This window comes from Naumannella cuiyingiana (assembly GCF_013408305.1).
Taxonomy (GTDB): Bacteria; Actinomycetota; Actinomycetes; order Propionibacteriales; family Propionibacteriaceae; genus Naumannella; species Naumannella cuiyingiana.
This window is the reverse complement of record NZ_JACBZS010000001.1, coordinates 2,734,359-2,756,739: the sequence shown is the minus strand read 5'-3', so window position 1 is coordinate 2,756,739 and position 22,381 is coordinate 2,734,359. Positions and strand designations below refer to the sequence as shown.

Sequence of the window (22,381 nt, the reverse complement as noted above, 5' to 3'; positions counted from 1 at the left end):
TGCCGATGACGACAGCCGAGCGCGGGACCTGCCCTCGCTGCCAGGGACCGCATGTGCACCACCACGTCTTCGGCCTGCCGAGCCCGAGCGCGTTCCTGACCGAGGACGGCGACATCGTCGACTGGGTCACGATCGAGGGCTGCGTCGTACTCGACGACGAGCCGCGGTTCGATCGCCGTTGCGAGGACTGCCGCCACCGCTGGAACGCCGCCGACGACGCGGAACCGTCCGGCTAGCTGTGCGCGCGGATGATGATCTTGCCGAACGGTCGATTCTCGACGTAATGCGCGAAAGCGGCCCTGGCATCGCCTAATGCGAAGGTTTCGGCGATGGGGACGCTGATGCCGTGGGTGGCGACGGCGTCGACGAGTTCGCGAGTGTGTCGCAGGTGCCCGAGCGAGATCGGGTGCACGGCGGTGTTGCGCAGGAACACAGCGCTCGCGTCGATGGGTCCGGAACCGGTGGGGCTGACCAGCGACACGGAACCGCCGATCGTCGTTGCCGCCACTGACTCGTTCACGTCGCCGTACAGGTGCACGACGCGGTCGGCGCCCCGAGACCCGGTCGACGACATCACCTCGGGGACCATGGTGGGCCCGGTCATGATCACCCGCGCGGCGCCCAGCGCGGTGAGCGCGCCGTTACGGCTGGCGTCGGAGGTCGCGACCCAGGCCGTCGCCCCCATCGCGGCGGCCAGCGCGATGACGAAACAGGACACGCCCCCGCTGGTACGGCTCAGCACGAGGTCGCCCGGCGCCGTTGTTCGCCCGATCTGCAGGGCGTGCCATGCGGTGACGCCCGCGCACGGGAGACAGGCCGCCTGTTCCACGGGAATCGTCGCCGGGATCCGAACGGTGGCGGCCGCCTCCAGACAGACGAACTCGGCGAGCATCCCGTCCAGCGAGCCGCCGAGCTGGTCAGAACGCTCCGGCGAGAACGGCCCGTCGGCCCAGTGTGGGAACACCGCGCCGATCACCCGGTCGCCGACGGCGAGCCCGGTGACCCCCTCACCCAACTCGACGATCCGCCCGACTCCATCGGCGGCCGGAACCACTGTGTCCTTCACCGGCAACGGATAGTCACCGGCCAGGACCGACAGTTCGCGCTGATTCAGGCTCACCGCCTCCACGGCGACCAGCACCTGCCCCGCGGCCGGAGCCGGGCGGGGACGCGTGACGCACCGCAGGCTGTCCAGGCCACCACCGAATTCGCACAGCCAGGTCTTCATTCGCCGGCCTTGAGATAGCCATCGGCGCTGCTGATCAGGCCATCGACGACAGTGAACACGTTGATGCCGCGCTGGAGCAGCGATCCGCCGGCGTCCAACACCCGCCATTGCTGGACGACAACATCACCCGCGGCCACCTCGTCCTCGACCAGGAAGCGCACGGCACGGTCGCTGATCAGCTCGCCCCAGTACCGGCCACAGGCCTCCCGCCCACGCACCTGCGCACCGGCAGGTGCCGGCCCGGTGGTGTGCAGGACGCAGTCCGGCGCTAGCAGGGCGCGGAGGTCGGTGGGGTCGTGTCGTGCGAACGTCTCGCTGAATCGGGCGATCACCTGCGATGGACCCAGCCCTGAGGAAGTGCTCATGACGTCCACCGTCGTCGCCCCAGGGAGTGGCATCAATTCCTTCGAAGGAATCGCCGGCCGTGATCCACTGGGGATGTGACTGCATCCTCGTTCCAGGAGCTGCTGCTGGGTTGGCGTCAACGCCGCCGGGTCAGCCAACTCGATCTTGCGGTCGCCGCGGGCACAACCCAGCGATACCTGAGTTTTCTGGAGTCCGGGCGTTCCGCACCGGGGTCGGACATCGTCGTGCGTCTCGGCGCCGCCCTGGACCTCGATCTGCGCCAGCGCAATTCACTGCTGGCCGCGGCCGGCTTCGCGCCTCGATTCGACGATGCCCCGCTCGGCAGCCGGGAGCTGTCGACCGTCCGGCGCACCCTGCAGCTCATTCTCACCGGACACGAACCGCTGCCAGCCGTGCTGGTCCGGTCGTCCGGCGTACCGGTGGCCGCCAACAGCGCGATGACCTTGCTGCTGGAAGGTGTGGCACCGCACCTGCTGTCCCCGCCGATCAACCTGTATCGGCTGGCTCTCCATCCCGACGGGTTGGCCCGGCGCGTGGTGAACTTTGCTGCCTGGGCGGTCCACGTGATCCGGGCGGTGGAGGCGCGCGCGGCAACCAACCCGGATCCGGCGTTGGACGAGCTGGCCCGCGAGCTGCGCGGCTATCTTCCGCACGAGGCGGCGACCGACCTGCTCGCCGGAACCATCGCTCCGATGGTGCTGCGGACACCGTTCGGTGACGCCACCCTGATCACGACGGCGATGGGTTTCCGGAACACGGTCCACACGGCGCTCGACGAACTGCAGCTCGAGGCGTTTCTCCCCACGGACGACGCGACCCTCACGATCCTGCGAAAGCACGCGGCCGCGCCGCCCTCCGTGGCCGCAACGGCTGCCCTCGCTGCCGTGCGGGACTCCGGTTTCACGCACTGACCGGGCGCCCGTACCGGTGTCACCTGTCGGAGCCCGGGGCTAGGTTGTCGCCATGCCGAAGACTTGGGTGATCGTCGCGGCCCGCGATCATGCCCGCCGCGGGATCGACGGCGGGTTCGTGATGGCCAACCACGGCAAACGGGCGCCGCTGGCGCGAATGTCGCGGGGCGACCGCGTACTGATCTACTCCGCCAAGACCAACTACCCCGACGGCGAGCCGCTGCGCGCGATCACCAACGTCGGCGAGATCACCGGCGAGGAGCCCGAGCCGAGCGAGATCATCCCCGGCGGATTCCGGCGGGCGGCCGCGCTGCGCGAGGTCACCCCGGTGCCGCTGGCCGACGTCCGCGACCACCTGCCGACGAGCCGACTGCGCTTCGGGTTCTTCGAGCTGACCGGCGAGGACGCCACCGCTGTGTGGGCGCTGACCGGGGGCAGGCAGCCCGCCTGACCACGTCGCCTGCTCATGCGCCACGCGGTGCCGCGTCCAACACCCGCCGGGCGCGCCGCGCGATGAAGAACGCCCCGATGATGTCGAGGACGAACATCAACTGGAACAGAACCTGAACGACCACGAAGCTCGTCTCGATCTGCCCGCGCCTGCGCATCAGCACCAGCGCCGCGATCCCGTACGCCGAGGTCGGCAACATCACCAGATAGGTCCCCAGGACCAGGAACGGGATGTAGATCACCCCGATCACGAACCGCAGCCCGGCGATGCTGATCAGGAACATGATCAGAAAGTTCAGCACGAAGAACGGGATCCCGAACAACTTCACCGGAACGATCGCCCGCTGCAACGCGTCGAGCTCGCCGGCACGAGCCAGGCGTACGGCGTGCACGATCACCAGCACCGCCACGATCGCGTAGACGCAGTTCCAGACGATCAACAGACCGAGCGGGACGGCGAACGAGAAGGACTCCTCGCCCCAGCCCCACGGCGCGAACGTCCCGGTGAGCCCGGCGAACCAGAAGACGATGAAGGCGACACCCACCCACTGGGTCGCGGTCAGCAGCTTGGGCATGGGCTGATCGTGGCACCGCCGCGGGTCGCCGGGTCGGCGCGCGCTTGACCATCGCCGCAGCGGCCAGTTGACTGGCGAGACCACCCGATCAAGCAGGGACCCATCACCAGGAGGAGCACGTGAGCATCGTCCAACTGCCCGCCCGTCTCGCCGCCGGCGCGTTCATCCTGAACTCCGGACTCGGCAAGAAGGACCTGCCCGACGCCGCCATCGAGCACCTGCAGCAGATGGGCGCGACCGGCGTACCGCTCCTGAAGGACCTCACCCCCGAGCAGTTCCGGACCTTCATCGTGGTCACCGAGATCGGTCTCGGCGCCGCCCTGCTCGTGCCGATCGTCCCCGGCTGGCTCGCCGGCGGCGCGCTGGCGGCCTTCAGCGGCGGCCTGCTGAACATGTACCGCAAGACGCCCGGGCTGACGGTCGACGGCATCCGCCCCACCCAGGAGGGCACGGCCATCGCCAAGGACATCTTCCTGTTCGGCATCGCCGGCACGCTGATCCTCGACTCGGTCCGCTCCCGGGCGGTGAAGAAGCTGCGCAGGAAGTTGCACAAGGACGGCTGAGCGCCCGCCCCTCAGCGCCGCCCGGCGCTGAAGCTGGCCGCGCTGTGCGAGCGGCCGGCGGTTGCCGCCGCCGACCGCGGCCGGCGCCGGGTGCGCCCGCCCGATCCGGTCGGCCGCGACTCCGGCTGGGCCTGCGCGGCGCCGCGCCGGCCGCGCCCACCGCGACGCCGGCTGCGGGAGCGGGCGGGCGTACCGGACGTCTCCCGCGCAACCTGCGGCCGCGCGGGTGCGACCTCGATCGGCCCGGACAGCACCCGCTCCCCCGGCGCCAGCTCGGCCAGCACCGGATGATCGACACCGTTGACGCGGGTCGTCGTCGGTCGGATCCCGGCCGCGCGGGCAAGATCACGGACATCGCGCTGTTGATCACTGGTCATCAGGGTCACCACGGTGCCCGCGGCGCCGGCGCGCGCGGTGCGCCCGGAGCGATGCAGGTACGCCTTGTGCTCGGCCGGCGGGTCGGCGTGGATCACCAGCGCCACGTCGTCGACGTGGATGCCGCGGGCGGCGATGTCGGTGGCCACCAGCGCCGTCGCGCGGCCCTCGTGGAATGCGGCCATGTTGCGGGTCCGCGCGTTCTGGCCGAGGTTGCCGTGCAGCTCGACGGCCGCTACGCCGCCCTTGTTCAACTGGCGGGCGAGCGCCTTCGCCCGGTGCTTGGTCCGGGTGAAGATCACCGTACGCCCGGGCGCGCTGGCCAGGTCGACCAGCACGGGCAGTCGTTGATCAGGATCGACATGCAGCACGTGGTGCGTCATGGTCACCGGCGGCGCGGTCGCCGAATCCGCCTCGTGGGTCACCGGCCGGCTGAGGAACTGCCTCGCCAGCCCGTCGACCGCCTTGTCCAGGGTCGCGGAGAACAACAGCCGCTGCCCGCCCTGGGGCGTCGCCGCGAGCAGCCGGCGGACCGCCGGGAGGAAGCCGAGATCGGCCATGTGATCGGCCTCGTCGAGCACGGTGATCTCGACATCGGCGAGCGTGCAATGGCCCTGGGCGATCAGGTCCTCCAACCGGCCGGGGCAGGCGAGCACGATGTCGACGCCCTTGCGCAGCGCGGTCACCTGCGGCCCCTGGCCGACGCCGCCGAAGACGGTGCGGGTCGTCAGTCCGGCCGCCTTCGCCAGCGGCGCGAGCGACTCCTCGATCTGGCCGACGAGCTCGCGGGTCGGCGCGAGGATCAGGGCTCGCGGGGCGCGCGGGCGGGCGCGGCGGCCGCCGAGCAGGCGGGCCACCAACGGAAGCAAGAAGGCATAGGTCTTGCCCGATCCGGTCCGCCCGCGGCCGAGCACATCGCGCCCGGCGAGCGAATCCGGCAGCGTCGCCGCCTGGATCGGGGTGGGGTTCTCGATGCGGAGCCCCGCGAGAACGTCGTTGAGACGCGCGGGCACCCCAAGATCAGGGAAAGTGGTCAAGGTGAATCGCAATCTGTATCTGGTCCCACCGACGGCCGGGATCCCGATCTTCGGGCCGGCCACGCACGGAGCGGATGCGACCTGTCGGGAAGCAGTGCTGCGACGTGCGGACAACTCGCGGCGAGAGCTCGACGAGCTGATGCGCCCAGCCTAGCCGAGGCGCCCAACCGGGGGCGAATCGGCGCTCAGCCCGCGGCGCGCTCTGCGACCCAGCCGATGCCGTCAGTCAGCTCGACGGCATCGGCCGGGCCCCAGGAACCCGGTGCATACGGCTGCGGGGTCGGCGGGTCGGCGAGCACCGGCTCGGCCACCTCCCACGCCCGCTCCAGCGACTGGCTGGAGGTGAACAGCGACCGGTCGCCGATGATCACGTCGTGCAGCAGCGAGACGTAGGGCGGCATCGGGTCGGTGCCGGGGACGTCGCCGAGATTGATCTCGATCGGCCGGGTCGCGAGCTCGAGATCGGGGCCGGGCTTCTTCACCATCAGCCGCGCCGCCATCGAGCCGGCGCCGCTGAGCGACATCCGCAGGATCGAGTCCGGTACGCCCGACAGCGGCCCGGGCTCCGGGCGCAGCACCAGCGACACCTCCTGGTAGCCGCGGTGCATCCGCTTGCCGCTGCGCAACACGAACGGCACCCCGGCCCAACGCTCGCTGTCCACCCACAGCTGCGCCGCGGCGTACGTGTCGGTCGTCGAGTCGTCGGGCACGTCGGGCAGCTCCCGGTAGCCGTCGAACTGGCCGAAGATCACCTCGTCCGGGGCCAGCGGCCGGAAGTGCTCCAGCACGTCGGTCCGCGCCGCCTGCAGGTCGTCCGCGGACAGGCTGTGCGGCGGCTCCATCGCCACCTCCGCGGCGACCTGGAACAGGTGGGTGGCGATCATGTCGCGGAACGCTCCGTTGGCGTCGTAGAACTCGGCGCGATCGGAGACCCCGAGCGTCTCCGGCACGTCGATCTGCACCTGGCACACCGAGCGCGCGTCCCAGATGCTGCCGATCATCGGATTGGCGAAGCGCAGCACGTGCAGGTTCTGCGTCGCCTCCTTGCCCAGAAAATGATCAATCCGATAGACCTGCGACTCGCTCATCACCGAGTGCACCAGCTCGTCCAGCTCGCGGAAGGTCTTCAGGGACGTGCCGAACGGCTTCTCGTAGACGACGCGGGCATCGTGTCCGAGCAGCTTGTACTCCGCGAGCGCCTCGGTGATCTTGGCGAAGGCGCCCGGCGGCAGCGCCAGGTAGTGGATGTAGTTCGCGTCGGCGCCGACCTCGTCGAGGGCGGTGCCGATCACCTCGACCAGGGTGCCCGGATCGCCCGGCCGGAAACCGCCGCCGGAGAAGCGCAGATTGTCGGCGAACTCGCGCCACTTCCCCTCCGGCAGGTCGCCCGGCCCGAACTGTTCCAGCACCGAGCGCACATGATCGCGGAACTCCTCATCGGAGACCTCGCCGCGGCCGTTGCCGATCAGCCGCCAGCGCTTCGGCATCAGCCCCCGGGTGAACAGGTCCCAGAACGCCGGCAGCACCATCCGCTTCGCCAGGTCGCCGGTCGCACCGAACAGGGTGAAGATTGTCGCGTCGCTCGCCATCTCTGCCCTCCCTCGGGGGTACGCCCATCCCGCCGATCCTAACCGCGGCGACACGGCCGGAGGGACGCGGCCGCGTACGCGCTCGCGCCTCAGCCGGCGGCGTACTCGCTGCACTCGGGGCACTCGGCGATCACCGGGTGCCGACACGCGGCGAGATGATCGAGGTAGCCGATCATCGCGTCCAGCTCGGCGCGCTTGCGGCGCCAGCGGTCGCCCTGCTCGGCCAGCGCGGCCCGCTTGTCGGCGCACCGATCGGCGAGCAGCCGGCGCAGCACCGGGATCGGCAGCCCGATCCGGCGCAGCCTGGCCACCACGGCGACCCGATCGATGTCCTGGCGGACGAACACCCGCCGGCCCGCGGCATCGCGCCCCGGCGAGACCAGCCCCTCCGATTCCCAGTGCCGCAACACGTGCGGGGGTACGCCCACCCCGGCCGCGGCCTCGCCCACCGTCGCCACCGAATCGACTCCTCTCGCCTTGACTTCACGTCGACCTTAACTCCTAGCGTCACGGCCATGAAGATCACCTCCTTCAACGCCGGCACCCTGCGCGTGCCCGGCGCGGAACCCTTCGTCTCCCACTGTCTGTTGATCGCCGACGGCGATGCCCGCGTGCTGATCGACACCGGGCTCGGGCACAACGACATCGCTCATCGCGCCGAGCTGCTCGCCTCGTTCCACCCGGCGGTCGCGCCGGCGCTCGATCCCGCCGAGGCGATCGTCGATCAGTTGGGCCGCGCCGGCGTACCCGCCGATGCCGTGACCGACGTGATCATCACCCACGCCGATGTCGATCATGTCGGCGGGCTGGCCGACCTGCCGCGCGCCCGGGTGCACGTCACGCCGGCCCTGCTCGCGGCGATCACCGAACCGGCCGACCCCGCCACCGCCGGGCGGCTGTTCGCCCACCAGTGGCGCCACGAGGTGTCCTGGGCGGCGCCGGCGCGCGAGGTCACCTCACCCCTGCCCGGCCTGATCGCCCATCGCCCCGACCTGCCCGGGGCGCTGCGCGACCGGATCCTGCTGATCGACCTGCCCGGCCACGCGCCCGGCCACGTCGGCGTGCTGATCGAGCTCGACCCCGGTGCCGGCCCGCGCTGGCTGCTGCACGCCGGCGATGCCTACCACGCGCGCGGCCAGCTCACCGGTGGCGAGCTGGTGCCGCTGGTCGGGCGGTTGATCAACGAGTTCGCCCACGACCCGGAGCTGACGCGCCGCACCGTCGGCCGGCTCGCCGAGCTGGACGGCCGCGACGACGTGTTGATCATCTCCGCCCACGACCCGGCGGATCTGCGCGCCGCGCGCGACCTGGCTGGTTGATCATCGCCGGGAAGCCCGCCGCCCGGCCTCAGCCCTGCTGCGCGAGCGCGAACGGCAGCACGGCCGGCGCCCCGACCTGCCGCAACAGGCGCGCCGCGACGGTCATCGTCCAGCGCGAGTCGACGAAGTCGTCGACGAGCAGGATCGGCCCCGGCGCGTTCGGCAGGCGCGCGGCGAGCTCGTCGCCCACGGCGAAGGCGTTCCGGACCGAGCCGAGCCGCCAGGCGCTGTTGCCGCTGGACCCGCTCGGCGGCAGCTCGCCGACCAGCTCGAGATCGCCGAGGTCGACCAGCCGCCCGACCTGGGCCAGCCCGGTCGCGAGCGAGCGGATCAGCCGCGGCCGCGAGCGCGACGGCATGGCGACCACGCCGACGGGCCGCTCGGCCCACTCCCAGCCCCGCAGCACCTCCACGCATGCCCGGGCGAGGACCGCGGGCACCTCGGCGTCGACCGGCCGGCCGTCGCCGTCCGTGGCGAACAACTCGCGCAGCGGCGTACCCCAACCGAGATCGCTCAGCCGCGCCAGCACCCGGCCCGGCTCGGCCGATTCGTCCGGCTTGAGCTTGCCGCGCACGTCCGCGCCGAACCGGTCCATCCCCGAGGGCCACTGCCCGCGCGGCTCCAGGACCACCCCGGGCCGGTCGAGCGAGGCGGCCGCCCGCTCGCCCGCGCTGGCCGGCACGCCGGTCGCCAGCCAGGGCTCCCCGCCGGCGGCCCGCACGCAGTTGTCGCAGCGCCCGCACGGCTGCGCGTGCGGATCGTCGAGCTGGGCGGCCAGGAACTCCATCCGGCAGCCGTCGGTGCGCTGGTACGCCTTCATCGCCGCCTGCTCGTCCTCGCGCGCCTGCGCGATCCGCTCGTAGCGCTCGGCGTCGTAGGCCCACTCGGCGCCGGTGCGCTCCCAGCCCGAACCCGCCTTGCGTACCGCCCCCTCGACCGCGAGCACCTTGAGCAGCAGCTCCAGCTTGGTGCGGCGGATGTCCACCCGCGACTCCAGCGCCGGCACGCTCAGCGGCCCCTCGGCGGCCAGCGCGTCCAGCACGGCTCCCGCGGTGCGCTGCGTGGGCATCGATGAGGTGGCGAACCAGCGCCAGATGTCGGAATCCTCGTGACCGGGCAACAAGATCACGTCGGCGGACTCGGTGGCCCGGCCGGCGCGCCCCACCTGCTGGTAGTAGGCGACCGGCGAGCCGGGCGCGCCCAGGTGCACGACGAAGCCCAGATCCGGCTTGTCGAAGCCCATCCCCAGGGCCGAGGTCGCGACCAGCGCCTTCACCTTGTTGTCCTTCAGATCGGCCTCGGCCTGCTGCCGCTCGGCGAGGTCGCTGCGGCCAGTGTAGGCGCGCACGTCGTGGCCGGCGTCGGCCAGCAGCCGCGCGGTGTCCTCGGCCGCGGAGACGGTCAGCGCATAGATGATCCCGCTGCCGGGCAGCTCGTCCAGGTGCGACAGCAGCCAGCCGAGGCGCTGCCGGTTGGAGTCCAGCTCCACCACGCCGAGCCGCAGCGACGCCCGCGCCAGCGGCCCGCGCAGCGTGAACACCTCCTCCCCCGGCGCCAGCCCGGCGCCGAGCTGCTCCGCCACGTCGGCGACCACCCGCGCATTCGCGGTGGCCGTCGTGGCGAGCACCGGGAAGCCGGCCGGCAGCTCGGCGATCAGGTCGCGGATCCGGCGGTAGTCGGGCCGGAAGTCGTGGCCCCAGTCGGAGATGCAGTGCGCCTCGTCGATCACCAGCAGCCCGGCATTCGCCATCAGGAACGGCAACTGCTCGGCGCGGAACCGCTCGTTGGTGAGTCGCTCGGGGGAGATCAACAACACGTCGAGCTCGCCGGCGTGCAGCTTGTCGCGGATCTGCGCGAACTCCTCGGGGTTGGTGGAGTTGACGCTCGCCGCGCGTACGCCCGCCCGCTCGGCGGCGGCGACCTGGTCGCGCATCAGGGCCAGCAGCGGCGAGACGATCAGGCTCGGCCGCGCGGCGCCGGCCGCCTCGCGGATCAGCAGGCTGGCGATGAAGTAGACCGCCGACTTCCCCCAGCCGGTGCGCTGCACCACCAGCGCGCGGCGGCGCCCGGCGACCAGCGCCTCGATCGCCTCGAACTGCCCGTCGTGGAACTCCGCGTCCGGGCGCCCGGTCAGCGCGCGCAGGTGCTCGCGGGCGCGCTCGCGCAGGTGCTCGCCGGACGGATCCGCGGTGCTGCTCATGCGGCGAGTCTGCCGCAGCGCGCCGACACCGGGTCGCCGGCGCCCGCTCAGCCGTCCGCGCCGGCGATCGGCCGGACCCGACCGGGCGCGATGGCGGCCAGTTCGGCGAGTACGCCGGCGACGGCCCGCTCGCCGCCCGGATGCATCGCCTCGACGATCACCGCCGCGCGCCGCGTACCCGCCCGGATCGCCGAATGCCCGCTCTGCCGGTGGCACCACCGCCGGGCGTGCGCCTCGCCGGCCGCGTCGGCGAAGATCACCTCGCCGGGCGCCGGGGGCTCGACCGCCCCGGACAGGGTCAGGTAGTGCTCGTCGCCGGCGGCCCGGCGTACCCGCGGCGGACCGGTGATCCGGTCCAGATCGAGCGGCGCGACCCCGAAGGACAGCTCGCCGAAGTCGGCACGCACGTCCTCGGCATAGCCGAAGTCGAGTTCCGCGCCGCTCATGCCATCACCGGCCGCGCGCGCAGCCCGAGCGCCAGCCCGGCGCCGACCAGCGCCATTCCCGCCCACACGCCCGGCCCCGGCACGATGCCGACCACGGCGACGCCGGCCAGCGCGGCCGCCACCGGCGCCACCCCGGCGAGCAGCACCGCCCGGTCGCTGCCGAGGCCGCGGACCGCGGAATACCAACAGACGAAGGCGATCGCGGTCACCGCGACAGCCAGGAACGCGATGCTCGCCCACGCCGGCCCGGTCAGCGCCAGCACCGCGGCCGGGCCCTCGACCGGCAGGGCGATCGCCGCGAACATCACCGCGGCCAGCCACACCGCGTGCAGCGAGACGCCCCACGCGCCCAGCCGGCCGATCACCGGCACCGCCAGCAGGGTGAAGCCCGCCTCGCAGGCCAGCACCAGCCCGGCGAGCAGCGCGCCGGTAAGATCGGTACGCCCGAAGCCGATCACCAGCGCCGAGCCGGCGACGACCACCCCCGCAGCGGCGAGCACCGCCGTCCGCGGACGGCCGCCCTCGAGCAGCGGGCCGACCACCGCGACGATCACCGGCGCGCCCGCGACGGCCACCGCGAGCACCGACGGCTCGGCGTGCGCGACCCCGCGGACGATGCCGACGTTGAAGATCACCTGGCCGACCGCGGCAACCCCGATCAGCCACAGCCAGTCGCGCCCGCGGGGTCGCGGCACCCGCACCCGCAGGACCCGCGCCGCGACCACCAGGACCAGGGCCGCGCCGGCGTACCGGATCGCCTGCGCGGTGAACAGCGGCGCGTCGATCAGCGCATGGGAGACGGCGGTGCTGGCGCCGACGATGCCCATCGCCAGCGCCCCGCCCAGAACATTTCTCATCACATCGACCAGCAAAGCGGCATGATGGACCGGTGAACAGGGCCAATCCGGACGCGATCGATGAGTCCAAAACGCCGCCGTCCGGGGTAGACTTCCTGCAGCTCGACCCGGCCGCGCGCGCCGACGGCGTGGGGGTGACCGATTGGCTGACCGGCGAGCTGCGGGTCGCGATCGACGACGGGCGACTGCCGGTCGGGACCAAGCTGCCGGCGACGCGCGAGCTCGCGGACGGGCTCGGGCTGTCGCGGGGAGTGGTCACCGAGGCGTACCGCCGGCTCGGCGACGAGGGGCGGATCCGGGGCCGGGGGCGGGCCGGGACGCTGGTCGAGGCGGCCGCCCGCGCGCGTGCGACACCCCCGGCGGGCCGGTCGGCGCCGGGCGCCGATGCGGCGATCTTCGACCGGGCACCCGCGGCCGGGCTGGTCGACGCCTTGCGCGAACTGCCCGCACGGATCGACCTGTCGCCCGGGCGGCCCGACCTGGCCGCCTTCCCGCGGGCGGCCTGGCTGCGCGCCGAGCGGGCGGTGCTGGAGGAGTTGCCGGCGCACGTGCTCGGCTATCCCGATGCCAGCGGTACGCCGGAGCTGCGCGCGGCCGTAGCAGGGTGGCTGGCCCGCTTCCGCGGCATCATCGTGGACCCGGGCGAGGTGATCATCGTCGCCGGGGTGGCACAGTCGTTGACCCTGCTCGCACACCTGCTCAGCCGGAGCGGCGTGGACCGGATCGCGGTCGAGGACCCCGGCTCGCTCGGCGCCCGGGAATCGTTGCGGGCCTGGGGTCTGGCGACACCGCCGATCCCGGTCGACGACCAGGGCCTCGACGTCGCCGCACTCGACGCGAGCGGTGCGCAGGCAGTGTTGATCACGCCCGCACACCAGTTTCCCACCGGCGTCGCGCTGGCGCCGGAGCGCCGGCACGCCCTGCTGGACTGGGCGCGGCGGACCGGCGGGTTGATCATCGAGGACGACTACGACGCCGAGCACCGCTACGACCGCGCGCCCGTGTCGGCGCTGCGCTGCCTCGATCCGGATCTGGTCTGCTACACGGGCAGCGTCTCCAAGACCCTCTCCCCCGCCCTGCGGATCGGCTGGCTGGTCCCCCCGGCGCGCCTGCGCGACCAACTGGCCGGTCTGAAACGCGACACCGATCTGGGCAATGCGGCCCTGCCCCAGCTCGTCCTCGCCCAGATGATCACCACCGGCGCACTGGAGCGGCATCTGCGCCAGCTCCGGCGACAGCAGCAGCGCCGCCGCGACGCCATGATCGAAGCGGTCGAGCGGCACCTGCCGGGGGCCGAGGTGCACGGCGCTGCGGCCGGCGTACACCTGACGATCACGCTGCCCGCCGGCGCCGACGACGTGGCGCTCGCCGCCGCGGCCCTGGCCCGCGGGGTCAAGGTGCACCCGCTGTCCTGGCACGCCCAGCGCCCGGGCCCGGCTGGCCTCGTCCTGGGCTATGCCGCGACCCCGGGGGCCGTGATCGAGGAGGGGATCGGCATCGTCGGGGAGACCCTTGCCGACCAGGGCGCGCGCTGATCGGGGCTCATCCTCACCCCGCGTCCGACGGATGGGCGGCGAGCAGCCCGCGCAGCTCCGCGACGGCCTCGGTCAGCCGCTCGGCGAAGCCCGCGACATCGATCCGCGCCCGCGCGCTCAGGTACACCCGCCAGCGGTCGGGCAACAAGATGTAGCCGACCCCGATGCAGTCATCATTGGTCGGTCCGAAACCGAACCCGTCGATCAGTCGCGACGGCACCGAACTGGTCGACAGCCGTTCCTCGCGCAGGGCGAGCCAGCCCGGGGAGGCGTACAGCTCCGGTTCGTCGGGTACGCCGATGCGCGGCCCGTTGGTCCTGCGTACCTGCTGCAATGCCTCCAGGTGCTGTTGCGGCGCGCGCCCGGCCTGGCACTCCTTCGCCCGGGCCGCGTGGGCGGCGGCCGCGTCACGGATCGCGGTCGCCCGCTCGGCTCCACCGCGCGCGGGATCGCCCAGCGCCTCGACGAGGGCGACGCTGTGCGGAGTCACCACCCGCATCGCCTCCGTCCGGCCCTGCCGGTAGCCGCGCATGCTGACCGACTCATAGGTCGGCGCGATCGCGCCGCGCGCCCGGGCGTGGGCGACCTGGTAGGACAACTGGGCGAACGCGTCCGGGGAGACCCCGAGCGCCTTGATCGCGTCGGCCCCGAGGTCGAGATCGACCGCGACGGTGGCGGTGTCGGACACGAGGGCGGCGAACTCGGCCGCGGCCCGCCCGATCTCCTCGCGCAGTTGATCATCGAGTCGCCAGGTCAGTCGCCGGTGTGCCGGCGAGCCGCGGCCGGGATCCGGATCGTCGGTCGCGAGATCGATCATGGTCTCCAGCGCGGCGATCACGGTGGTTCCGTCCAGCCGGCTGTGCTCGATGTTGATGCCCGCCCGACCGTCCGGCAGCACGATCCACGACCACGGCTTGTCCCACCAGCGATTGGCGGCCGATCCGAACAGCAGTGCGTCGTCGGCACCAAGATCACCCGGGGCGGCCGCGTCGTCCAGACAGACGCAGCAGATCGCCGACTCGACCGCATCGAGCGCCTCGGCGTTGCCCAGGGCCAGCAGCCGCTCCCGGGCGGCGGCCCAGTCATCGCGCGGTCCGGTGGCGAGGATGCCCACCGGATCGGGTTCCGGCGAGCCCGCCGCCTGCCCCGCGATCGCGGCCAGCGCGGGTGCCAGCGCTTCCGGCGGGTACGCCCGGCCCGCGTCGTCGAGCACGTCGAGGGTGAAGATCGCCCCGCCGGCCAGCACGGCGACATGGCGGACCGACGGGTCCACCGGATCGACCGCGCCACCGATCGTCCGGTCGGTGTCGCGGCCCGGCCGCGGGATCCGGCAGGCGCCGAACAGGTAGCGCCACTGATGCATCGACACCCGCTGCCCGCGCACGGTGAGGTCGGGCAGGTCGTCGGCCCGGATCGCGCGATACAGCCGGGCGGTCCGGGCGAGCAGCCGCGCCGCCCGCCCGGCCTGCGCGCCGTCACCGTCCCCGCCGGGCTCGGCGGGCAGCACCCGGGGGCCCAACCGGAGGAAGAAGTTCGCGTGCATCGCGCCGGGATAGCGGCGGGCGAAGTAGCGCTCGGCGAAGAAGTCGTCCAGATAGCTGCCGCGCCCGGCGTCCTCGTCGCGCCCCGCCAACACCTGCTGCAGGGCCGGCCCGGGGCCCGCCACGAAGGCCGTCACCGCGCGCTCGGTCTCGGCGTACCCCGCGTCGTCGACCAGTGGACGGCACCACCGCAGGAATGCCTCGCCGGTTGCCGCGAGGCCGGGCAGCGGCAACCGCGGCAGGTCGCGCTCACGCGCGGTGAGCCCGGGCAGCGGGTCGATCGGCTCGACCATGATCGTCACCCGTCCCCGTAGAAGATTCGCTCGGTCACCCGCCGGGCACGCCGCGAGGTGCGATACCAGCGCTCCTCCAGGTGACTGGCGCCGCCGGTGCCGTCGCCCATCAGATCGGCGACCGCGGCGAACTCGCGGGTGTCGCTCGGCAGCACCTCGGCCTTCTTGCCGCGCACCAGCATGATCTTGTTCCGCAGCGTGCCGGCCAGCGTCCAGGCCTCGCGCAGCACCGCGGCGTCGGCCGGGTTGATCAACTTCTCCTGCTCGGCCACCGCGAGCGCGCGCAGCGTGGATGGGGTACGCAGCCCGGGCACCCGATGGGCGTGCTGGAGCTGGATCAACTGCACCGTCCACTCCACATCGCTCAGGCCGCCCGGGCCGAGCTTGAGATGGCGACGCGGCTCCTCGCCGCGCGGCAGCCGCTCGGTCTCCATCCGGTCCTTGAGCCGGCGGATCTGGGCGAGCGCCCGGGCGTCCAGCCCACCCTCGGGCCACCGGGTGGCGTCCATGATCGACAACAGTTCGGTGGCCAACTCGTCGCCGCCGGCTCCGGTGTCGGCCCGGATCAGGGCCTGGGCCTCCCACGGTTCCGAGCGTCCGGCGTAGTAGGACTGGTACGCCGCCAGCGATCGCACCAGCGGCCCGGACTTCCCGTCGGGTCGAAGATCGAGATCGATCTGCAGCCCCGGTTCGGGGCCGGCGGCGGCCAGCAGTGTGCGCAGCTCGGACACCACGGACACCGCATGGCGCGTGGCCTCCTCACCGGAATCCCGCATCACCACCACCGCGTCGGCGTCCGAGGCATAGGAGAGCTCCCGGCCGCCCCAGCGGCCCATCGCGACGATCGCCAGCTCGGGCGCGCCGGGATGATCCTCGAGCACCACCAGCAACGCGTTGTAGATCGTCGCCGCGGTCAGGTCGCTCAGCGCCGCGGCCACCTGCTCGCTGTCCAACCTGCCCAACACATCTGCCGCACCGATCCGGAAGAGCTCGCGGCGGCGTACCGATCGCACGGCGTTCACCCGCGGCCCCGCGCCCTCCTTGGCCGCGACCGCGCGCTCCATCGCCGCGTTCAGCTCCAGCCGGTCCCGCGGCGTCAGGTCCGCATCGTCGCCGAGGATCCGGACCGCCTGGGGGTCGCGCTGCAGCAGCCCGAGCAGGTAGCGCGAGGACGCCAGCACCGTCGCCAGCCGGTGCCCCATCATCCCCTCGTCGCGCAGCGCCCGGAGGAACCACGGCGCGTCGCCGAGATCCTCCGAGACCTGGCGGAAGGCGAGCAGACCATGATCGGGAATCGGCGCCTCGGCGAACCAGGCAAGCATCGCCGGCAACAACTGCCGGTTGATCTCGGCCTTCCGCGACAGGCCCCGGGTGAGCGCGGCGATGTGCCGCAGGGCGCCGTCGGGATCGTCGTAGCCGAGCGCCTTCAGTCGCTGGCCCGCGGCCTGCGGGGTCAGCCGCAGACCGTCCGCGGGGATCCTGGCGACGGCCTCCAGCAGCGGCGAGTAGAACATCCGCTGGTGCAGCGCCAGCACCGTGCGCCGGGTCTGGCGCCATCGCTTCTCCGCCTCGGCGGCCGGGTCGGCGAGCCCGAGGCTGCGCCCGGCACGTCGCCAGCCCGACACATCGCCCGGCGTGAGGTGGGTGCGACGCAGCCCGACAAGCTGCACCCGATGCTCGAGTGCGCGCAGGAAGCGGTACGCCTCACCGAGGCTCGTGCCGTCGCTGCGGCCGACATACCCGTGCTCGATCAGCTCGGCCAGCGCCGCCAGGGTTCCGCGGGCGCGGATCCGGTCGTCGGCGCGTCCGTGCACGAGCTGCAACAACTGCACGGTGAACTCGACATCGCGCAGCCCGCCGGCGCCGAGCTTGATCTCCCGATCGGCCTCCCGCGGCGGGATCTCGGCGACCACCCGACGGCGCATCGCCCGCAGATCGGCGAGAAACTCGGGCCGCTCGGCGGCGGCCCAGACCAGCGGCGCGATCATCTCGGTGAAGGCGTCGGCCAGCCCGGCATCGCCGGCCATCGGCCGGGCCTTCAGCATCGCCTGGAACTCCCAGTTCTTCGCCCACTTCTCGTAGTAGGCGCGATGGCTGGCCAGGGTCCGGACCAGCGGGCCGGCCTTTCCCTCGGGTCGCAGCGCGGCGTCGAGCGGAAAGATCTGCCCGACCCGCGTGTGTGCCGAGCAGATGCCGATGACCGCCGACGCGATCTTCGAACCGATGGCGAGCGCGCGCTGGGTGTCGACCGCCGCCGCGCCGTCGGCGTCGGGGGCCGGCTCGGCGACGAACAACACGTCGACATCGCTCACATAGTTCAGCTCCCGCCCGCCGGTCTTGCCCAGCGCGACCACGCCGAGGCGTACCAACTCGGCCTCCGGGCCGACCTCGTCGCGGGCGAGCTGCAGCGCGGCGGCGACGGTCGCGTCGGCGAGATCGGCCAACTCCCGCCCGACGGGCTCGACCACGGCGAAGGGATCGTCGGCAACCAGATCACGCGCCGCGATCCGCAACTGCGCCGTGCGGTACGCCACCCGCAGCGCCTCGGCCCGCGCTCCGGGGTCGGCCCCGGCCGCCGCGACCGCCGCGGTCAGCTCGTGCTCGAAGCCGGCTCGATCGCGCGGGCCCGGATCCTCCACCAGCGCGGCGGACGCGGGATTTCCGGCAGCCAGGTCATTCGCCGCGCCATCGCTTGCCCCGACCAGTGCGATCAGCCGTGCGGCAAAGTCCTGGTCGCCGGCCAGCCGCGCGGGCAGGCCCGGATCGGCGTCGACCAGCCGCGCGAGCGATTCGAGCGCGCGGTCGGGGTCGGCCGCGCGCGCCAGTTGATCGACGCCGACCTCGCGGGCCGGGGCCGGCCACCCGCGGACGACCTGCGCCGCCTCGTCCGGCCGCGCGAACCCCACGCGCGCCAGCCGGCCCTCCAGCGAGTCCAGTCGGGTCACGAGTCGATGCTAGCCAGCGGCGGCACGGGCGCGAGTAGGGTGCACGCTCATGGATCTGGCGAACGGCGATCGCGGCCCGCGGGTGGCGGTGCACGGCCTCGGCGCGATCGGCGGGCTGTTCGCCGCCCGGCTGGCCCGTGCGGGCGCCGCGGTCAGCGGGATCGGCCGCGGGGCAAATCTCGAAGCGATCCGCCGAGACGGCGTGCGCCTGATCGAGGCCGAGGACCAGCCCGTGACGGCGTACCCGATCACGGTCACCGAGGATCCCGCCGAACTCGGGCCCCAGGACATCGTGATCATCGCGGTCAAGGCGGCCGGGCTCGGCGACGTGGCGGCCGGTCTGCCCGCGCTGCTCGGGCCGCAGACCACGGTCGTCTCGGCGATGAACGGCGTCCCGTGGTGGTTCTTCGCCCGCCGCGCCCGGCCTCCGGCAGCGCTGCCCAGTCTCGATCCCCACGGTCTCGGCGACCTCGTCGACCCGGACCGGGTGCTCGGTGCGGTGGTGCACCTGAGTGCCAGCCGTCCGGAACCGGGCCTGGTCAGCCGCACCGCCGACAACCGGCTGGTGATCGGGCGCCCCGGCGCGGCGGCCGACGATCCGCTCACCGCACACACCGCCGAACTGTTCGCGCGCGCGGGCTTCGCGACCGAGCGCAGCGATTCGATCGAGCAGGAGATCTGGTTCAAGCTGTGGGGCAATCTGACGATGAACCCGCTGTCGGCGATCACCGGCTCGACCGTTGACCTGCTGCTCGACGACCCCGCGGTGCGGGGATTTGCCACGGCCTGCATGCGCGAGGCGGCCGCTGTCGGGGCCGCGATGGGCATCGAGATCGACACCGACCCCGAGCAGCGGCACACGCTCACCCGTCGGCTCGGCGCGGTGCGTACCTCGATGCTGCAGGATGTCGAGGCGGGGCGACCGGTCGAGCTCGACTCCCTGGTCACCATCGTCACCGAGATCGCCTCCGCCTACTCGGTGCCGACGCCGAACATCGACCTGCTGCACGGGCTGGCGCGGGCGCATGCGCGGGCCCACGGCCTGGTCGCGTGACGCCCGGCGAGCCGTGAGTTGTCCCGCCATTCACCTGCGCGTCATCCGACTCTTGCATTTCGGTCCTTGGACCATCCCCGGCACGGCGTACCGTCAATGATGTGACTGAGACGGCACGCGGCAACCGGGGGACGCAGCGCCCCCGCGCCGCCGCACGCCCGGCCGCCCAACGACGGCAGCGGCAGATCCAGACCTGGTCCGAACAGGTCGACCGAACGCTGCCGTGGCTCGACGATCACGGCACCGAGCTGACCGATACCGGTTCCCGGCACGGTTCGCGATCGGTGTTGTCCCAACTGGTGATCGCCCAGGCGGGGCTCGCGCGGGCGATCGACCACCCGACCAGCGAGCGGCCGAATCCGTTCACCGACTTTGCCGCGCACAGCTTCAGCAGCCGCGATGTCGAACTGCGCGCCGAGCTGGCCGAGAACGAATCCGTGGCCAGCCTGATCTCGCAGTTGCGGCTGGCCACCGCCGAGCTGACCGATCGGCTCGCCGCACCGGACCTCCCGGACGCCGTGCAGGGAGCACGGGCGCCGGTGCTGCTCGCCGACCTGCTGCGGCTCGGGGTGATCGAGTGGGTGGTGGCGGCGGGCGATCTGAGCCGGGCCGCGCCCACGGCACCGCCCGTGCCGGTGTCGCGGGCGGCCGCCGCCGACGCGGTACGCGGTCTGACCGAGATCCTCGCCGACCGCTATCCCGGCCGGTCGATCGAGGTACGCGTCCCGCCGCATGCCGCAGTCCAGATCGGGCTGGATCCCGCCGACGGCCCCACCCACACCCGCGGCACCCCGCCGAATGTGGTGGAGACCGATCCGGAAACCTTCGTCCGGATCGCCACCGGCCGCGACACCTTCACCGCGGCCCGCACCGCCCACCGGGTCCGGGCCAGCGGTACCCGCTCGGACCTGACCGAGGCATTTCCGCTGATCTGAGCGGCGTGGGCCGGCCCGAGTGGTGGACCGGCTAAGGGCGACCTAACCTAGGTGCGTGACCACGTCGACCGAGCCCGCGACTCCGGCTGCCGGCGACGATTCACTCGCGAGCATCCTTGGCGGGCGCCGGGCCGCCGTGGAGGCGAGCCTGCCGACCGCGGGCTTCCTCGCGGGTTGGGGACTGAGCGGCGGCGAGGTCGCGGTCGGGGCCGTCGCGGCGATCGGTGTGGGGGCGGCGCTGGCCGCATGGGCGCTGGCCCGCGGCCGCAAGCCCCGCGCCGTGCTGCTCGGTGTGTTGGCGGTCGCCGTGGCCGCGCTGATCGCCTTGAGCACCGGCCGGGCCGCCGACTTCTTCTTGCTACAGATCGTCGGCAACATCGCCAGTGCCCTGGCCTGGGCGACCAGCATCGTGATCCGCCGGCCGCTGCTGGGCGTCATCGTCGGTCTGGTCCTGCGGCAGCATGGCCGCTGGCGGTCCGACCCGTCGCTGGCACGCGCGTACCGGTTGGCGAGCTGGGTCTGGGTCGGCCAGTACGCGGTCCGGGTGCTCGTGTTCGGGACGCTGTGGCTGGCCAACCTTCCGGTGGCGCTCGGCATCGCCCGGCTGGTGCTGACCTGGCCGTTGGTCGCCGCCTGCCTGGCGGTCAGTTGGTGGGTGCTGCGCCGCGCGCTGCCGCCGGGGCACCCGGGCCTGCGGCATCCGGTGCCCGCGGGCGATCAGATGACCGGGAGCAACCGCTCCAGCTCGAACGGGGTGACCCGGGAGCGGTAGTCCTCGAACTCCGCCCGCTTGTTGCGCAGGAAGAAGTCGAAGACGTGCTCGCCGAGCGTGTCGGCGGCGAGTTCGGAGCGTTCCATCAGGCCGACCGCCTCGTCGAGATTGCGCGGCAGCGGCTCGATCCCCAGCGCCCGGCGCTCGCGGTCGGTCAGCGACCAGACGTCGTCCTCGGCCTCCGGGGGCAACTCGTAGCCACCCTCGACGCCCGCCAGCCCCGCGCGCAGGACGAGGGCGTAGGCCAGGTAGGGGTTGGCGGCGGAGTCGATCGAGCGTACCTCGATCCGCGCCGAGGATCCCTTCTGCGGCTTGTATCCGGGAACCCGGACCAGCGCCGAGCGGTTGTTGCGCCCCCAGCAGACATAGCTCGGCGCCTCGGTGAACCCGGCGAGGCGCTTGTAGGAGTTGACGAACTGGTTGGTGACGGCGCTGATCTCGCGCGAGTGGGCGAGCACGCCGGCGGTGAACTGCCGGGCGATCGTCGACATGTGGAACTCGTCCGCGCCGTCGTAGAAGGCGTTCTCGTCGCCGGAGAAGAGCGACATGTGGGTGTGCATCCCGGAGCCGGGGTACTCGCTGAACGGCTTCGGCATGAAGGTCGCGTGGATGTCGTGCAGGCGCGCGACCTCGCGTACCACCACCCGAAAGGTTTGGATGTTGTCGGCCATCGACAACCCGTCGGCGTAGCGCAGGTCGATCTCCTGCTGGCCGGGCGCGCCCTCGTGGTGGGAGAACTCGACCGAGATGCCCATCTGCTCGAGGATCGTGATCGCCTGACGACGGAAGTCGCTGCCCGGGCCGGTCACCGTGTGGTCGAAGAATCCGCCGCGGTCGATCGGCTCCGGACTCTGGCCGGGGATCAACCCGTCGCGAAGCAGGAAGAACTCGATCTCGGGATGGGTGTAGAAGGAGAAGCCCAGATCGGCCGCCTTCCGCATCGCCCGCTTCAGCACGAATCGCGGGTCGGCATAGCTGGGCGAACCGTCGGGGAGCTTGATGTCGCAGAACATCCGGGCCGTGCCGGCCTCGGCGCCGCGCCAGGGCAGCACCTGGAACGTGGTCGGGTCCGGGTGGGCGACCATGTCGGACTCGTGTACGCGCGCCAGGCCCTCGATCGCGGAGCCGTCGAAGCCGATCCCCTCGGCGAAGGCGCCCTCCAACTCCGCGGGGGCGATGGCCACCGACTTGAGGAAGCCGAGCACATCGGTGAACCAGAGCCGGACGAAGCGGATGTCGCGTTCCTCGATGGCCCGCAAGACGAACTCTGTCTGCTTGTCCATGCGCTCAGTGTGCCTGCCACCGTGTAACGGTCGCGTTACAGGTTGGATCGCCGCGCCGCGTGGGTCGCCGCGCCGCCTCGCGCCGAAACCGACCACACGCCCGGGTT

At 72.6% G+C, this 22,381-nt stretch carries 21 protein-coding genes; 9 read left to right on the top strand and 12 right to left on the bottom strand.

The annotated features are described in order from the left end of the window. The first annotated feature begins 5 nt into the window (after nt 1–5). Entirely contained in the window at nt 6–236 is a 231-nt protein-coding gene (locus GGQ54_RS12875; protein ID WP_179445748.1) for a hypothetical protein, read from the top strand. On the opposite strand, the gene GGQ54_RS12870 is transcribed toward GGQ54_RS12875, so the two are convergent. Then, nucleotides 233–1,336, bottom strand: a complete 1,104-nt coding sequence (locus tag GGQ54_RS12870; RefSeq protein WP_179445747.1) for a zinc-dependent alcohol dehydrogenase family protein — start codon at nt 1,334–1,336, stop codon at nt 233–235. The two genes, GGQ54_RS12875 and GGQ54_RS12870, sit on opposite strands and share 4 nt — an antisense overlap. Continuing rightward, entirely contained in the window at nt 1,225–1,593 is a 369-nt protein-coding gene (locus GGQ54_RS12865; RefSeq protein ID WP_179445746.1) for a nuclear transport factor 2 family protein, read from the bottom strand. The genes GGQ54_RS12870 and GGQ54_RS12865 overlap by 112 nt, the downstream gene beginning before the upstream one ends. 75 nt (nt 1,594–1,668) lie before the next feature. Between GGQ54_RS12865 and GGQ54_RS12860 the strand changes: the two genes are divergently transcribed. Both GGQ54_RS12860 and GGQ54_RS12855 read left to right on the top strand, forming a co-directional pair. Next, on the top strand, nt 1,669–2,505 hold the full coding sequence (locus GGQ54_RS12860) for an MmyB family transcriptional regulator (RefSeq protein WP_179445745.1): 837 nt from the start codon (nt 1,669–1,671) through the stop codon (nt 2,503–2,505). Between the two features lie 52 nt (nt 2,506–2,557). Further along, nucleotides 2,558–2,956, top strand: coding sequence for an EVE domain-containing protein (locus tag GGQ54_RS12855; RefSeq protein WP_179445744.1), 399 nt, complete (start codon nt 2,558–2,560; stop codon nt 2,954–2,956). A 13-nt stretch (nt 2,957–2,969) separates the two neighbouring features. On the opposite strand, the gene GGQ54_RS12850 is transcribed toward GGQ54_RS12855, so the two are convergent. Continuing rightward, nucleotides 2,970–3,530: a DUF6652 family protein gene (locus GGQ54_RS12850; RefSeq protein WP_179445743.1), complete on the bottom strand. Its 561-nt coding sequence runs from the start codon at nt 3,528–3,530 to the stop codon at nt 2,970–2,972. Nucleotides 3,531–3,649: 119 nt separating this feature from the next. Here GGQ54_RS12850 and GGQ54_RS12845 point away from each other — a divergent pair, with 119 nt between their 5' ends. Continuing rightward, a complete protein-coding gene (locus tag GGQ54_RS12845; protein ID WP_179445742.1) occupies nt 3,650–4,093 on the top strand; it encodes a hypothetical protein in 444 nt (147 codons plus the stop codon). Between the two features lie 11 nt (nt 4,094–4,104). On the opposite strand, the gene GGQ54_RS12840 is transcribed toward GGQ54_RS12845, so the two are convergent. From GGQ54_RS12840 to GGQ54_RS12830, 3 genes are all read right to left on the bottom strand, one after another. After that, a complete protein-coding gene (locus tag GGQ54_RS12840) occupies nt 4,105–5,481 on the bottom strand; it encodes a DEAD/DEAH box helicase (protein ID WP_179445741.1) in 1,377 nt (458 codons plus the stop codon). A 209-nt stretch (nt 5,482–5,690) separates the two neighbouring features. Next, on the bottom strand, nt 5,691–7,094 hold the full coding sequence (locus GGQ54_RS12835; RefSeq protein WP_179445740.1) for a glucose-6-phosphate dehydrogenase: 1,404 nt from the start codon (nt 7,092–7,094) through the stop codon (nt 5,691–5,693). 89 nt (nt 7,095–7,183) lie between these two features. Further along, nucleotides 7,184–7,552, bottom strand: a complete 369-nt coding sequence (locus GGQ54_RS12830) for a MerR family transcriptional regulator (RefSeq protein WP_179445739.1) — start codon at nt 7,550–7,552, stop codon at nt 7,184–7,186. A gap of 57 nt (nt 7,553–7,609) precedes the next feature. Here GGQ54_RS12830 and GGQ54_RS12825 point away from each other — a divergent pair, with 57 nt between their 5' ends. Further along, nucleotides 7,610–8,413, top strand: a complete 804-nt coding sequence (locus GGQ54_RS12825; protein ID WP_179445738.1) for an MBL fold metallo-hydrolase — start codon at nt 7,610–7,612, stop codon at nt 8,411–8,413. Between the two features lie 28 nt (nt 8,414–8,441). Here the strand turns inward: GGQ54_RS12825 and GGQ54_RS12820 are convergent, their stop codons facing one another. From GGQ54_RS12820 to GGQ54_RS12810, 3 genes are read right to left on the bottom strand one after another with little or no spacing between them, the layout of a single operon-like run. Continuing rightward, the gene (locus GGQ54_RS12820; protein WP_179445737.1) at nt 8,442–10,613 is read right to left on the bottom strand and encodes a RecQ family ATP-dependent DNA helicase; all 2,172 of its coding nucleotides are present in this window, start codon (nt 10,611–10,613) and stop codon (nt 8,442–8,444) included. Nucleotides 10,614–10,660: 47 nt separating this feature from the next. Then, nucleotides 10,661–11,059 carry a phenylalanine--tRNA ligase beta subunit-related protein gene (locus GGQ54_RS12815; protein WP_179445736.1) on the bottom strand — a complete coding sequence of 133 codons (399 nt, stop codon included), beginning with the start codon at nt 11,057–11,059 and terminating at the stop codon, nt 10,661–10,663. After that, on the bottom strand, nt 11,056–11,916 hold the full coding sequence (locus GGQ54_RS12810) for a DMT family transporter (protein ID WP_179445735.1): 861 nt from the start codon (nt 11,914–11,916) through the stop codon (nt 11,056–11,058). Before GGQ54_RS12810 ends, GGQ54_RS12815 begins: the two co-directional genes overlap by 4 nt. A 32-nt stretch (nt 11,917–11,948) precedes the next feature. Between GGQ54_RS12810 and pdxR the strand changes: the two genes are divergently transcribed. Continuing rightward, nucleotides 11,949–13,451, top strand: coding sequence for a MocR-like pyridoxine biosynthesis transcription factor PdxR (gene pdxR / locus GGQ54_RS12805; RefSeq protein ID WP_179445734.1), 1,503 nt, complete (start codon nt 11,949–11,951; stop codon nt 13,449–13,451). Nucleotides 13,452–13,464: 13 nt separating this feature from the next. Here pdxR and GGQ54_RS12800 read toward each other — a convergent pair whose 3' ends face one another. Further along, the gene (locus GGQ54_RS12800; protein ID WP_246293420.1) at nt 13,465–15,285 is read right to left on the bottom strand and encodes a choline/carnitine O-acyltransferase; all 1,821 of its coding nucleotides are present in this window, start codon (nt 15,283–15,285) and stop codon (nt 13,465–13,467) included. A 5-nt stretch (nt 15,286–15,290) separates the two neighbouring features. Continuing rightward, nucleotides 15,291–18,230: a bifunctional [glutamine synthetase] adenylyltransferase/[glutamine synthetase]-adenylyl-L-tyrosine phosphorylase gene (locus tag GGQ54_RS12795; RefSeq protein ID WP_179445732.1), complete on the bottom strand. Its 2,940-nt coding sequence runs from the start codon at nt 18,228–18,230 to the stop codon at nt 15,291–15,293. A 49-nt stretch (nt 18,231–18,279) separates the two neighbouring features. Here GGQ54_RS12795 and GGQ54_RS12790 point away from each other — a divergent pair, with 49 nt between their 5' ends. The 3 genes from GGQ54_RS12790 to GGQ54_RS12780 all read left to right on the top strand — a co-directional run bounded on the left by GGQ54_RS12790 (nt 18,280) and on the right by GGQ54_RS12780 (nt 20,991). Beyond that, nucleotides 18,280–19,284, top strand: a complete 1,005-nt coding sequence (locus GGQ54_RS12790) for a 2-dehydropantoate 2-reductase (protein ID WP_179445731.1) — start codon at nt 18,280–18,282, stop codon at nt 19,282–19,284. 101 nt (nt 19,285–19,385) lie between these two features. Then, a complete protein-coding gene (locus GGQ54_RS17665) occupies nt 19,386–20,219 on the top strand; it encodes a sterol carrier family protein (RefSeq protein ID WP_343045956.1) in 834 nt (277 codons plus the stop codon). Nucleotides 20,220–20,274: 55 nt separating this feature from the next. Continuing rightward, the gene (locus GGQ54_RS12780; RefSeq protein ID WP_179445730.1) at nt 20,275–20,991 is read left to right on the top strand and encodes a DUF3159 domain-containing protein; all 717 of its coding nucleotides are present in this window, start codon (nt 20,275–20,277) and stop codon (nt 20,989–20,991) included. Here GGQ54_RS12780 and GGQ54_RS12775 read toward each other — a convergent pair. Then, on the bottom strand, nt 20,937–22,274 hold the full coding sequence (locus GGQ54_RS12775; protein ID WP_179445729.1) for a glutamine synthetase family protein: 1,338 nt from the start codon (nt 22,272–22,274) through the stop codon (nt 20,937–20,939). The genes GGQ54_RS12780 and GGQ54_RS12775 overlap by 55 nt on opposite strands. Nucleotides 22,275–22,381: the final 107 nt, after the last annotated feature.